Source organism: Stenotrophomonas sp. 2YAF26 (genome assembly GCF_052114625.1).
Lineage (GTDB): Bacteria > Pseudomonadota > Gammaproteobacteria > Xanthomonadales > Xanthomonadaceae > Stenotrophomonas > Stenotrophomonas indicatrix.
The window spans coordinates 50,024-63,185 of sequence record NZ_JBFRFC010000013.1 but is presented as its reverse complement, the minus strand read 5'-3'; the positions used below and the strand labels follow the sequence as shown (position 1 = coordinate 63,185).

Below are 13,162 nucleotides of genomic sequence, written 5' to 3'. Positions count from 1 at the left end.
GCATCCGCCGCTGGAAGTGCAGTAAAATTTGATTGTGTACCGCGCGCCCGTAGCTCAGTTGGATAGAGTACCTGGCTACGAACCAGGCGGTCGGGAGTTCGAATCTCTCCGGGCGCACCACACACGATCAACACAACAAGTTTATGTAATTGGCGCCCGTAGCTCAGTTGGATAGAGTACCTGGCTACGAACCAGGCGGTCGGGAGTTCGAATCTCTCCGGGCGCACCATTACACCGAAACAGCAGGCCTCGGCCTGCTGTTTTTTTTGTATTTTTTGGCAGGGCTGCGCCCTGCACCTGCAGAGGCCAAAGCAACGGCAACAGCAGAAGCAGGCATTCCGTGGGTGGCGGGGCGGCATGGGTAGGCAGGACACGCCGTAAACCCATCCATGGGGGCTCGATGGCTCCATCCATGGCGCCAACGGTCCTGCCTACCCATACCGCCCCACCTCTGACAGATCGCCGCGATCTGGTAGATCCACGCCATGCGTGGATGACTCCATCAAATTCGAATACTTCGACAATTGAATGAAGAGCATCCACACATGGCGTGGATCTACCGTGTCGACCAAGGTCGACACCCACCAAGAGCAGGCCAAGAGCAGGCCATGCCATCCCGACAGATTGCGGGAAACTGTCGAAGGCGGGGTGGGTCCGGTTGCGGGGGTGTAAGCGCCATGGATGGCGCGCCCAAGCCTCCATGGACGGATTCACGGCGTCCCCCGCAACCGGACCCACCCCGCCATCCCACGGAATGCCCGCTGTTGCTTTGGCTTTGGCTTTGGCTTTGGCTTTGGCTTTGGCTTTGGCTGTTGCCGTTGCCGTCGATTCGGCGGGTGCAGGGCGCAGCCCTGCCGAACCCTATCCCTCTGCCATCGCCTGCCACCATTGCGCCAGCAGCTCCGGCCGCCGCAGGCGCTCGCGCCACCAGCGCAGGGCCGCGCCATCTTCGCCGGTGCGCCAAGCCAACCAGAAGGTCTCTTCCGGCTTGTGCTCCTCGACCTCGCGGATCACCAGCTGGCCGCGCGCCACCGCCGCGCGCGCGCAGGGCTCGGGCAGGAAGCCGAATCCCAGCCCCTGGCACTGCAGCTTCAACTTGCTGGCCATGTCCGGCACGGTCAACGTCTCCTGGCCCATCAACAGCCCCACCGTTCGTGGCAGCAGCCGCCGCGCCGAGTCGGACACGGCGATCGCGCAGTACGGCGCCAACTGCTCGCGGCCCAGCACACCCGGTACGGACGCCAGCGGATGCCCGGGTGCCAACGCAAACACAAAATCAACGCTGCCCAGCGGCTCGACCACGTAGCCCCCGCCACTGGGACCCTCACCGGGAGCCGCGACCAACAGGTCGGCGCGCCGGTCCAGCAGCGCTTCCCAGGTACCGGACAGTGCTTCGCCAAACAGGCGCAGCCGGGTGGGCGCCGCCACCTCGCGGAACGCGGCGATATCCGGCCCCAACAGCCAGGTCGGGAACACCGAATCCACCGCCAGGGTCAATTCCGCCTCCCAGCCCGAGGCCACCCGCCGCACCCGCAGCTCAAGCTCCCGGGCCGCACGCAGCAGGTGCCTGCCCTCCTCCAGCAGCGCGCGCCCGGCCTCGGTCGGCTCCGCCCGCGGGCCGATCCGGTCGAACAGCTGCACCCCCAGATCCTCTTCCAGCTTGGCCACGGTGTAGGAAATGGTCGAAGGCACCTTGTGCAGGGCCTTGCCGGCGCCGGCAAAGGAGCCTCGGCGGTCGATCGCGTCCAGGATCTGCAGGGCATCGAGGCTGAGCTTGAGCATTCGAAATTTTCGATGATGGCTGTCAAAACTATCCGTTTTTCAAACCCAAGGTGCAAGCGGATACTTCTCTTCAACGGGGAAACACAGCGGCTACCCGCCCACCCCGCCCCATCGAAACCATCGAACAAGGAGATTCCATCATGCTGCAGATCCGCAAGAGCGCTACCCGTGGCCTGGCCGAGCATGGCTGGCTGTCCTCGCGCCATACCTTCTCGTTCGCCAGCTACTACGACCCCCGCTATGTGAGCTTCGGCCCGCTGCGGGTCATCAACGAAGACAAGGTGATCGGCGGCCAGGGTTTCGGCACCCACAGCCACAGCAACATGGAGATCGTCTCCTACGTGCTGGGCGGCGCGCTGGAACACAAGGACTCGATGGGCACCGGTTCGGTGCTGCGCTACGGCGACGTGCAGCGCATGAGCGCAGGCAGCGGCGTCAGCCACAGCGAGTTCAATCATTCGGCCAGCGATCCGGTGCATTTCCTGCAGATCTGGATCTTCCCGGAGGCCGAGAACATCACGCCGTCGTATGAGGAGACCCACTTCACGCCGGAGAGCAAGCGCGGCCAGCTGCGCCTGATCGCCTCGCCGGATGGCGCCGATGGTTCGCTGCACATCCATCAGGATGCGCGCATCTTCGCCACCATCCTCGATGGCGAGCAGAAGCTGCACCACGCCCTGGCTGCCGGCCGCGGCGCGTATGTGCAGGTGGCGCGTGGCCAGCTGCAGGTCAACGGCATCACCCTGGAAGCGGGTGACGCACTGCAGGTCAGCGACGAGGCACAACTGACCCTGGAAAACGGCAACGACGCCGAAGTGCTGGTGTTCGACCTGAAGCTGTAACCAGCATGCCCGCGATGCCATCTGGCATCGCGGGCATGTCCTGTTGCAACGCGATCAGAACTTGTACGTCACTGCCAGCCGCACGTTGCGCGGCTCGCCCCAGGTGTAGGTGCTGTACCAGCTGAAGATCGTGTAATAGCGCTTGTCCAGCAGGTTGTTGACGTTGACCGTGGCCGACAGGCGATCGTTGAACTGGTACCGGGCCATGGCATCCAGCAGCCAGTACGGCTGGGTGCGATGAACCACCGACGTGCCACTGGCCGGGTTGGTGATGTCGCCGAACGTGGAGTCCTGCCAGCGCGCACCGCCACCGACGGTCAGGCCCTGCCAGTCGCCGCGCAGGCGGTAGCTGGTGTGCAGGCTGAACTGGTTTTCCGGCTCCAGCGTGGTCACCTTGCTGCCGGCCTGGCGGGCGATCTTGTGCGCAAAGCCACCCTGCACCTGCCAGCCCTCGGCCAACTGCCCGGACATCTCCAGTTCGTAGCCCTTGGTGCGTACGCCCATCAGTGCGCGATAGGCGTCTTCTCCGTTGGGCGTTTTGCCGCCTGTAGGCTGGGCGAAATTGTCCTGGTCGAGCTGGAACAGTGCCGCGCTGGCATTGAAGCGGCCGTCGAGGAACTCCGCCTTCAGGCCCATTTCATAGCTGCGGCCTTCCAGCGGATCCAGTGCCTTGCCCTGTTCGTCGCGTTCGCTGTGCGGCTTGAAGATGGTGCTGTAGCTGGCGTAGACCGAATAGTGCTGGCCAAGGTCGTAGACCACGCCGGCATAAGGCACGAACACGCCGGTCTCGCGCGTCTGCGGCGAACGGTAGCTGGCCAGGCGGCTGCCGACGATCACCTTCAACGGGTCGGCCACGTCGAAGCGACCGACCACGTACAGGCCGTTCTCGCGGGTCACCTCATTGTTGCCATAACCGCGCTGCCATTCCGGCTCCGGGATGTCGCCCTTCCAGCTGTTGTAGTCGGCAACGGCGGTCGGGTACCCGGGCTGCGGCGAATAGCCGGTGTTGGTCCAGCGCTTGCGCGAGGCACTGCCGCCGACCACCAGTTCATGCTGGCGACCGAACAGGCCGAAATTGCCGCTCAGATAGAAGTCGGCCGCGTTGCTGACCGTCTTGCCGACGTACTTGCCCAGCCACAACGAGACGCCTTCGCCGGTGACCGGATCGGGATTGCCACCGGCCGCACCGGCCAGTGCCGCATCGTAGCCGTTGACCTGATGGTTGAGCTGCAGCTTGGCTACCCAGTCGTTGTCGAAGGTATGTTCCAGCGTGGCAAAGCCGGTGCGCACGTATTGGCGCCAACCGCTCCAGTGGGTGCCGTTGTTGAACGAGCGCGGCATGTCGTTGAAATTGCCCTGGCTGTCCAGCAGCGGAATACCGCCCCAGGTCGAGCCCTTGGGATCGCTCTCCAGCACGTCGCCACCGACTGTCAGCAGCGTGCGTTCGCCCAGATCGGCTTCCAGCACGGCATAGCCGACCTTGCTGGTGCGCTGGTAGAAATCCAGATTGGAATGCTTGTCCTGCCAGGCACCTACTGCGCGCCCACGAACGCGGCCATCGGCAGTCAGCGGGCCGCCGACATCGACTTCGGCACGGTAGTCGTCCCAGCGGCCGACGCCCAGCGTCGCACTGCCAGCAAATTCCTTGCCCGGCTTCTTGCGCACCAGGTTGATGGTCGCGCCGGGGTCGCCCATGCCGGTCAGCAGGCCGGTGGCGCCCTTGAGCACTTCGATGCGGTCGTAGATCGCGGTATCGCTGAGCGTATTGCCGGCCGAGTACGCCGAGTCGCGTGACATCGGAATGCCGTCGTACTGGAAGTTCTGCACGGCAAAACCACGTGCGTAGTACTCGGTGCGCTCACTGTCGTACGTGACGATGCTGATGCCCGGGGTCACCCGCATCACGTCATCGATGCCATCCAGACCGAAGTCGTCCATCTGCGCGCGGGTGATCACGCTGATGGTCTGCGGGGTCTGCCGCGGGGTCAGTACCAGGCGGGTGGCGGTCGCGATGGTGCCCGGCGTGTAGGCACCGCTGCCTTCGGTGATGGTGCCCAGCTGGTTGGCGGTGACCTGTACGGTCTGCAGCGTCTGCGAGGGCGTCTTGCCCTCTTCTTCAGCCGGCGCCGATTGCGCCGAGGCGGCGCCGGCAGTGGCCACTGTGGTCAGCAGAAGACCATTGGCAAGGGCCCTCGCCAATGGGCGGCGACGCAGGGACAGCACGGAAAAACGAACAGGCACAGACGACACGACGGGACCTCCACGAAGGGGTGGGATCCTCTGGCGGCGGCTCGAGGGGAAGGGGGGAATGCGGCCAAGGGCGGCCGGCGCAGGAGTTTACTCTCCTGCGCCCCCGCTGTCGTGGGGTGGCGCCAGTGCCTGACCAGGGACTGCTGCCTGGCGATAGTCAGCCGTCGACGGCAGCCACGGCCTCCAGGATCAGCGCTGCCACTTCGGCCGGATGCGAGGCCAGCGAGGCATGGCTTGCCTCCAGCTGCAGCAGGCGCTTTGGCTGCATGCGTTCGGCCATGGCCTTCTGGTTCTGTGGCGCGATCATCCGGTCCTGGCTGGAAAGCTGGTACCAGCTCGGCTTGTGCTTCCACGCCGGATCGCTGATCGCATCACCGAAGGTGCTGGCCAGCGGCGCCTTCTGGGTCACGGCCATCACCCAGCCTTCGTCGGCGCTGAGGTCTTGGCAGAAGCTCTCATGGAACTTGTCGGCACGCAGCCACAGATAGCCATCGCTGTCCGGAGCGAGGTTCGGTGCTGCTTCGGGCAGGTGCTGCTGGGTGATGCCACCGGGGCTCTCACCACTGTCCGGCGCAAATGCGGCGATGTAGACCAGCGCCTGCACATTCGGTTAGTTGCCGGCTTCGGTGATCACCGCGCCTCCGTAGGAGTGCCCGACCAGTACGACCGGGCCATCGATCTGGCGGATCATCCTGCGCGTCCGCTCGGCGTCGTTGACCAGCGAGGTCAGCGGCAGTTCGACCGCCTTCACCTGGTCGTGGCCCTTGCGGTGCAGCTCCAGGATGACCTTGCCCCAGTGTGCGGCCCCGCCCCAGAACCCATGGACGAGGAGGATGGTCGGTGTGGTGCTCATGCGCTGATCTCCGGCGGCGGCCGGGCGGAATGCCGACCGTCGGGCTACTTTGCGCTGGCGACGTTAATCAACGGTGACGCATCCGGACCACTGCATTCGTATGCGTCGCCCGATGTCATCCATGGCACTTGCCGATGGCTTCTGAAAACGTTTTCATGAAGAGGATCTTCTGGAGCCTTCCTCGCGCATGACGCCCTCTTCTCCCCGCGCCCAGCAGCACGCGACCCGCGCTGCGTTCTTCATTCCCGGCTTTGCCACCGCTGCCTGGGCACCGATGGTGCCCTTCGCCAAGGCCAAGGCTGGGTTGTCCGACGCCAGCCTGGGCGGGCTGCTGCTGTGCCTTGGCCTCGGCTCGCTGCTGGCGATGCCACTGGCCGGTGCGTTGACCGCGCGCCTGGGCTCGCGCCGCTTGATGATTGCGACCACGGCCTTGATCCTGCTCGCCCTGCCACTGCTGACGCTCGCCCCCACGCCGCTGGCACTGGGAGCAACGCTGTTCGTGTTCGGCGCGGGTGTGGGGGCGATGGACTGCACGATGAACATGCAAGCGGTGGCCGTCGAGCGCGATGCAGGGCGGCCGATGATGTCCGGCTTCCACGCGTTCTACAGCATCGGCGGCTTCATCGGCGCCGGCTGCATGACCGGGCTGCTGGTTCTCGGCACGCCCCTGTGGCTGGCGTCATTGGTTGCCGTGGCGGCGATGCTGCTGGTGGCCCTGTTGTCGGCACCGCACTGGCGCCCGCAGCGCATTCTGCATGACGGCCCGATGCTGGCCCTGCCGCACGGCGTGGTGCTGTTCATCAGCGTGCTCGCCTTCGTGGTGTTCCTGGCCGAGGGTTCGATGCTGGACTGGAGCGCGGTGTTCCTGGCCGAAATACGCCACGTGCCACGCGACCAGGCCGGTGCCGGTTTTGCCGTGTTCACGCTGGCGATGACGGCGATGCGCCTGTTCGGCGATGGCATCGTCGAGCGCCTTGGCCGCACCCGTACCATCGTCATTGGCGGCACCACCGCTGCGGCCGGTTTCGCGCTGGCCACGCTGGTGCCCTCCTTCGCCATGGCGCTGGTCGGCTACGTGCTGGTGGGCCTGGGCTGCGCCAACATCGTGCCCGCCCTGTTCTCGATGGCGGGCCAGCAGCGCGCGATGCCGGAGAGCATTGCGATCACCGCAGTCACCACGCTGGGCTATGCCGGCATTCTTGCAGGCCCCGCAGCGATCGGCGCGCTCGCCCATGCCACCAGCCTGGGCTTTGCCTTCCTGTGCGTGGCAGCGATGCTGCTGGGTGTAGCGGCATCTGCACGTTCGCTGGCCCGCCGCCTGCCCTGAAGCTCAGCCGCGTGCTGGGGTTTTTGCGGGTATGTCGACGCCATGCACCAGCCATTCGGCCTGGGCCGGCAACTGCGGTGCCGGACACGCGGCTTTCGGATGGTGCTCGTCGCGCGCCATCCAGTCATCGACCACCCCGGCCAGCAGGTCCAGCCGCAGCGGCAGGGTGATGTGATCTTCGCCGCGCATCTCGATGTAGTGCGCACGCGGATTGGCCTGCGCCAACGCGCGGCCTTGGCTGACCGGAATGTGCTGGTCGCCCTGCCCGTGCAGCAGCAGCACGCAGGCGCGGGTATCGGCCAGCGCGCGGGCAACATCCACCTTGTCCAGATCCACGTCGATGCGGCGGCTGGCGGCGGCCACCACCTGGTTGATGTCCTGGCTGCCGTAGCGCCAGCGTGCATACGAAGCGATGGCCTGTGCCTTCAGTCCTTCCGGCTGCAGGGCCATCAGATGCGGAATCATGGTGCGGATCGCAACCCCTGCATTGGCGAACGATTCCATCGCCACCACGCCGGCGACCTGGTCGCCCAGCTTGTCGGCGGTGAACAATGCGGTGGCAGCGCCGTAGGAAACACCGAACAGGTACAGCGGGCCGGTCACTTCGCCGCGCGCGCGCAGTTCGGCGATGACATCCACAACATCGTCCGACTCGTAGGTGCCGTAGCCGGAGGGACCGGCGCCGGACTGGCCATGGTTGCGCAGGTCCAGGGTGATCACGCGGTAGCCCGACTCGGCCAGCTGCAGCGACCATGGCAGCATCGAATCACCGTTCATCATCCAGCCGTGCAGCAGCACTACGGTGCCGCGCGGCGCCTGCGCGCGGAACGGCTGCGGTACGGACAGGCTCAACCCGGTATCCAGCGGCAGGCCGTTCTGGTGCTGCTGCGGCAGGTAGTGGTAGCGCGCACCGTAGTCGCCCGGATCGAAAGCACGCCAGAAGATCGGCACGCCATCACGGCCCGGGGCAAAGCCATGCCGGTTCGGCAGCGCGGCCACAGCTGCGGCGATACGCGGTTGATCAAGCAGGGTCGAAACGCCACCGGGCGCGATCAGGCGGTCGCTGAGCGAGGTGGACGAGGCCGTCATCGAGGAAGAGCATGCAGCCAGCCACAGGCCGGCGCACGCCAGCAAAAGCAGCAGCAGGCGCTTCATGGGCAGTCAGGGGAAAAGTGCGACAGCGTGGCAGGTTAGCGGCCACGCCCGGCGCCATCTATCGCAGCTGGATGACGGGTTGATGACAGCGCAGGATCGATTCAGCTTGTCACAATGTCGCGACCGGCGAAAGCATTGATCCGGATCAATGAACGCCATCGCACGAATGGCCACAGTGCCGGCATGCGCACCCCGTTCAAGCTCGCCATTGCCCTGGCCGCCACCTTGGCCGCCGCTTACGGCATCGCCCGCAGTACACCGTACTGGTTCGCCCCACCGCAACAGGCCGAGGTCGACATCCACGACCCGGCCCTGATCGAACAGGGCCGGTACCTGTCGCGTGCTGCCGACTGCGCCGCCTGCCATACCGCACCGGGCGGCAGGCCGTTCGCCGGCGGCCTTGGCATGCAGACCCCGATGGGCACGCTGTACTCGACCAACATCACACCGGACACGGAGACCGGCATCGGCGCATACGACTACGCCGATTTCGAGCGCGCGGTGCGGCGTGGCATCCGCCATGACGGCCAGCCGCTGTATCCGGCCATGCCCTACGCCTCGTACGTGATCGCCAGCGATGCCGAGATCAAGGCGCTGTACGCCTACTTCATGGGTGCGGTGCAGCCGGTCCGGCAGGACAACGCCGACAGCACGATTCCGTGGCCGGCAAACATGCGCTGGCCGCTTGCCTGGTGGCAGCTGTTGTTCGCACGTCCGCGCAGCTTCAGCCCTGATCCCACCCTGGATACCGGCCAGCAGCGCGGCGCCGAACTGGTTGAAGGCCTGGCCCATTGCGGCGCGTGCCATACCCCGCGCGGGCTGGCCTTCCAGGAAAAGGCGATGGCCGACGATGGCAGCCGCCAGTTCCTGTCCGGCTCGGTGCTGGAAGGCTGGTACGCGAAGAACCTGCGCAATGAACAGACCGGCCTGGCCAGCTGGAGCGAAGCCGAAATCGTCGAGTTCCTGCGTACCGGCCGCACCGATCGCTCCGCGGCTTTCGGCGGCATGGCCGATGTGGTCGAGCACAGCACGCAGTACCTGTCCGACGCCGATCTGCTGGCGATGGCGCGGTACCTGAAGCAGCTGCCGGCCCGCGAAGGGCGTAGCGCGCAGTGGACGCCGGGCACCGACACCACCACCGCCGCACTGCGCGGCGGCGACTACCGGGTGGCCGGTTCGCTGGCCTACGCGGAACACTGCCAGGCCTGCCATCGCGCAGATGGCCGCGGCATGCCACGGGTCTACCCTGCCCTGGCCGGCAACTCCATCGTCTTCGCCGATGATCCCAGCTCGCTGGTGCAGGTAACCCTGACCGGCGGGCGCACGCCACATACCGCGCATGACCGCATGGCATTCACCATGCCGGGCTTCGAGCAGCTGCCCAATGCGCAGCTCGCCGACATCCTCACCTTCATCCGCAACAGCTGGGGCAACCAGGCCAGCGCGGTCACTGAACTGGACGTAGCGCGCATGCGCCGGGTGGTGCGTGACAAGCCGGCGCATGTGGTCCCGCAGGAGACGGCGCAATGAGGCGTTCGAAGAAGCGTTCGACAGCGTTGATCGCCAGCGCGGTCGTTGCGGTGTTGCTGGCCGGTGCTGGCACGCTGCTGTACCAGCACCTGTACCCGGACCTGGACGCGGAAGTCGCGAGGACCCTGGACATCCTCGACAGCCACGGCCAGGTGGTGGGCCAGTACCACGTGCCCAGTGCCGAGGAGATCGCCAGCCTCGGCAACGCCGACGCGGTGATGTTCGGCCGTCGCCTGCTCAACGAGACCGCACGCCTTCTGCCGGACAACGTCGGCAACGATCTGAACTGCAATTCGTGCCACATGGCCGAGGGCAAGCGACCGTTCGGCAACCACTACTTGAACACCGGAGGCGGCAGCTACCCGCGCTACATGCCGCGACCGGGCAGGGAAATCGGCCTGGCCGAGCGCATCAACGGTTGCCTGCAGCGATCGATGAACGGCAAACCGCTGGCCAAGGACGCGCCGGAGATGCGTGCGATGCTGGAATACATGGCGTGGCTGAGCCGCCCGGTACCGGAGGGTGCGCGCGTGGCCGCGCCCAGCGAAGGGCCGATCGACAGCACGCTGACACCGGACCCGATACGTGGACAGGCGCTGTATGCCGCGCAGTGCGCCGCCTGCCACGGCGACAACGGCGAAGGCCGGCGCGATGCCAGCGGCGATATCGCGTTCCCGCCGCTGTGGGGCGAGCGCAGCTTCAACATCGGTGCCGGCATGGCGCGGCTGTACAAGGCCGCAGGCTTCGTCAAGCACAACATGCCGCCGGCAATGACCCGTGAACCGCCACTGGGCCAGCAGGTGATGCCCGACCAGGACGCGGTGGATATCGCCAGCTACTTCATCAACCAGCCGCGCCCGGACTTCGCCGGCAAGGCCAAGGACTGGCCGCGCGATCCGAAACCCAAGGACGCGCGCTACTGAGCAATGCCCCGGTCTTGCCGGCCGTCACACAACACACTCCCTGCATCTGCGCGTCACCGCCATGTCATCGGCGCTGCCGACACTCCCGGACTTTCCTCCCTTGAAGGTCCGGTTTCGATGCGAACGATTGCGCGCTTTCCCCGTATCTCGCTGCTTGCCCTGCTGATTGCTCCCGCACTGGATGCCCTGGCTGAAGCACCGCAGGGCGATGTGGCCGATACGCGAAGCGCCGACGCGCGGACCCTGGACCAGGTGCAGGTGATCGGCCAAGCCACCAGCTATGCCAAGACCTCGGTGCGCCAGGAAACGTTGAACCGGCAGACCGTGTTGAGCAGCGTCAATGGCGCGCTCAACGAAGTGCCCGGCGTGGTCGTCAGCGAAGCCGATGCCACCGGTTCGTCGGTGTGGGGCACGCAGATCAGCATGCGCGGCTTTGTCACCAACCGCGACACCCAGCAGATCGGCACCACCATCGATGGCCTGCCCAATGGTGGTTCCGGTTATGGCGGCGGCTCGCTGGCCAACCGCTACATCGACACGCTCGACCTGGAAACGGTGGAAGTGAGCCAGGGTACGGCCGATATCTCCTCGCGCTCGAACGAAGCACTCGGTGGCACCCTGAACTTCCTCACCAGCGACCCACTGCAGGAACAGCGACTGCGCATGGTGGTGGGTGCCGGTGACAATGAAGCGCACAAGTACTACGTACGCTACGACACCGGCCTGCTTGCAGGACACACCCGCGCGTGGATCAGCGCATCGTCGGCGCGCGTGCACGACTGGATCGATGGCACCGGCCACACCAGCAACGACAACATCGCCGGCAAGTTCATCACCGAGCTGGACCGCTGGACCCTGACCGGCTACCTGTCCTACAACGATGCCGACGAGCCGGAGTACACCAGTGTTTCGCCGAAGGGGTTCGCCACCAACCCCGACCGCGACGGCCTGGTGGGCACCCTGACCGGCATTCCGTATCTGGACCAGAACTATCGCTCCGGTTCGCGCGCACTGCGCGAGAACACGTTCGGCTACCTGCGCGCAGCCTTCGATGGCGGCAACGGTTTCAAGGCCTCGATGGCCGCCTACGGGCACCGCATGCAGGGCCGCGGTGACTGGCTGCCGCCGTACCTGGCCGACGTCAACGACGACGGTGCCGGTCGCCCGCAGTCGGAGTACCTCGGCGGCAGGACGGTCTACGGTGGCAGCAATCGCGGCCAGATCTACTTCGTGAACCCCGACGGCAGTTCCGCCCAGCGCCTGGCCAGCTGCACGCCGCGACTCGGCTTCAGCGCCGAGTACGACCCCAACTGCTACGCCGGCAACGTGCAGGGCGCGCAGTCCTACCGCCACTCCCACTACGACAACGATCGCGTGGGCGTGACCGCCGACGTTGAATGGCGGCAGACCTTCGGCGCCATCGACAACACCGTACGCGGCGGGTTGTGGGTGGAGAAGCTGGACCGTTCCGTGCGCCGCGATTGGCACCGCCTGCTCAACGTCGGCCAGGACATCGCCTTCGACCACCAGCCCTACTGGGTGCAGTTCGAGGACAAGTACAAGGTCGATGAGCAGATGTACTACGTCGAGGACGTGGCCCGCTTCGGCCCGTTCAGCGCGCGCCTGGGCGTAAAGCAGTTCTTCGTCGACCAGTCCCGCCGCCGCGTGATCGGCGCCGCCGAGAATGTGAAGTCCGACTCGAAGTCCGATCCGCTGCTGTCCACCGGCTTCACCTGGGCCCCCGGCGTGGAGGGCATGGAACTGTTCGCCGGCTACTCGCAGAACTTCGCCGCGATCCCGTCCGGCGTGCTGGGTGAAACCGATCCGCAGCGCTTCCGCAACGTCGAACCGGAGACCGCCGACAACATCGAACTGGGCATGCGCATCAGCCGCTGGCCGCTGACCGCCTCGGTCACCCTGTACAACATCAAGTTCGACAACCGCATCGTCTACCTGCCGGCCGGCCTGGTCAGCGGCATCGACTACCTCGGCGAGACCGATGGCGTCTACGAGAACTTCGGCGGCGTGGAGAGCAACGGCCTGGAAGCGGCCTTCGGCTACGGCTGGGACAATGGCTGGCGCATCAATGCGGCCTACACCTACAACCGTTCCAAGTACCTGGGCAGCGGCAACGACGCGCGCGACACGCAGCTGGGCATCGTCGATGGCGCCAAGGTGATCGGCCAGCCGGAGCAGATCCTGGTGGTGTCGGCCGACTGGCAGGGCGAGAACTGGAACTTCGGCCTGTCCGGCCGCTACCTGGGCGAACGCTACCTGGATGCGGCCAACGTCAACAAGCTGCCTTCGGCCACCGTGTTCAACGCCAACATCGGCTTTGACCTGCAGGGCCTGTCGCCGCGCCTGAAGGGCATGGGCGCCAACCTGGTGGTGAGCAACCTGACCGACAAGCGTTATCTTGCAGGGGTGGACGGCCGCGACAACGCCTTCATCGGCGCCCCGCGCACCGTCGGCATCTCCTTCCGCGTGGACTTGTGAGTGT

The 13,162-nt window shown here is 66.0% G+C and carries 8 protein-coding genes, 2 tRNA genes and 1 pseudogene; 7 read left to right on the top strand and 4 right to left on the bottom strand.

The window, feature by feature from the left end:
* Positions 1 to 43: 43 nt before the first annotated feature.
* Positions 44 to 120 (top strand) — tRNA-Arg (locus tag AB4Y98_RS14455).
* A 32-nt stretch (positions 121 to 152) separates the two neighbouring features.
* A tRNA-Arg gene (locus AB4Y98_RS14450) sits at positions 153 to 229 on the top strand.
* A 632-nt stretch (positions 230 to 861) separates the two neighbouring features.
* Here the strand turns inward: AB4Y98_RS14450 and AB4Y98_RS14445 are convergent.
* Positions 862 to 1,782, bottom strand: coding sequence for a LysR family transcriptional regulator (locus AB4Y98_RS14445; protein WP_442244588.1), 921 nt, complete (start codon positions 1,780 to 1,782; stop codon positions 862 to 864).
* 140 nt (positions 1,783 to 1,922) lie between these two features.
* Between AB4Y98_RS14445 and AB4Y98_RS14440 the strand changes: the two genes are divergently transcribed.
* Complete coding sequence (locus AB4Y98_RS14440; protein ID WP_080149175.1) at positions 1,923 to 2,624, top strand: pirin family protein; 702 nt, start codon at positions 1,923 to 1,925, stop codon at positions 2,622 to 2,624.
* A 54-nt stretch (positions 2,625 to 2,678) separates the two neighbouring features.
* Here the strand turns inward: AB4Y98_RS14440 and AB4Y98_RS14435 are convergent, their stop codons facing one another.
* Both AB4Y98_RS14435 and AB4Y98_RS14430 read right to left on the bottom strand, forming a co-directional pair.
* A complete protein-coding gene (locus AB4Y98_RS14435; RefSeq protein WP_442244587.1) occupies positions 2,679 to 4,874 on the bottom strand; it encodes a TonB-dependent siderophore receptor in 2,196 nt (731 codons plus the stop codon).
* Positions 4,875 to 5,031: 157 nt separating this feature from the next.
* Positions 5,032 to 5,727, bottom strand: a pseudogene (locus AB4Y98_RS14430) (alpha/beta hydrolase).
* Positions 5,728 to 5,914: 187 nt separating this feature from the next.
* Between AB4Y98_RS14430 and AB4Y98_RS14425 the strand changes: the two are divergent.
* Entirely contained in the window at positions 5,915 to 7,054 is a 1,140-nt protein-coding gene (locus AB4Y98_RS14425) for an MFS transporter (RefSeq protein WP_312108345.1), read from the top strand.
* Between the two features lie 3 nt (positions 7,055 to 7,057).
* On the opposite strand, the gene AB4Y98_RS14420 is transcribed toward AB4Y98_RS14425, so the two are convergent.
* Positions 7,058 to 8,209 carry an alpha/beta fold hydrolase gene (locus tag AB4Y98_RS14420; RefSeq protein WP_394198270.1) on the bottom strand — a complete coding sequence of 384 codons (1,152 nt, stop codon included), beginning with the start codon at positions 8,207 to 8,209 and terminating at the stop codon, positions 7,058 to 7,060.
* 183 nt (positions 8,210 to 8,392) lie between these two features.
* Between AB4Y98_RS14420 and AB4Y98_RS14415 the strand changes: the two genes are divergently transcribed.
* From AB4Y98_RS14415 to AB4Y98_RS14405, 3 genes are all read left to right on the top strand, one after another.
* On the top strand, positions 8,393 to 9,739 hold the full coding sequence (locus AB4Y98_RS14415; protein ID WP_442244586.1) for a c-type cytochrome: 1,347 nt from the start codon (positions 8,393 to 8,395) through the stop codon (positions 9,737 to 9,739).
* Positions 9,736 to 10,662 carry a c-type cytochrome gene (locus tag AB4Y98_RS14410; protein WP_208082816.1) on the top strand — a complete coding sequence of 309 codons (927 nt, stop codon included), beginning with the start codon at positions 9,736 to 9,738 and terminating at the stop codon, positions 10,660 to 10,662. The genes AB4Y98_RS14415 and AB4Y98_RS14410 overlap by 4 nt, the downstream gene beginning before the upstream one ends.
* Before the next feature lie 117 nt (positions 10,663 to 10,779).
* A complete protein-coding gene (locus AB4Y98_RS14405) occupies positions 10,780 to 13,158 on the top strand; it encodes a TonB-dependent receptor (RefSeq protein ID WP_442244585.1) in 2,379 nt (792 codons plus the stop codon).
* Positions 13,159 to 13,162: the final 4 nt, after the last annotated feature.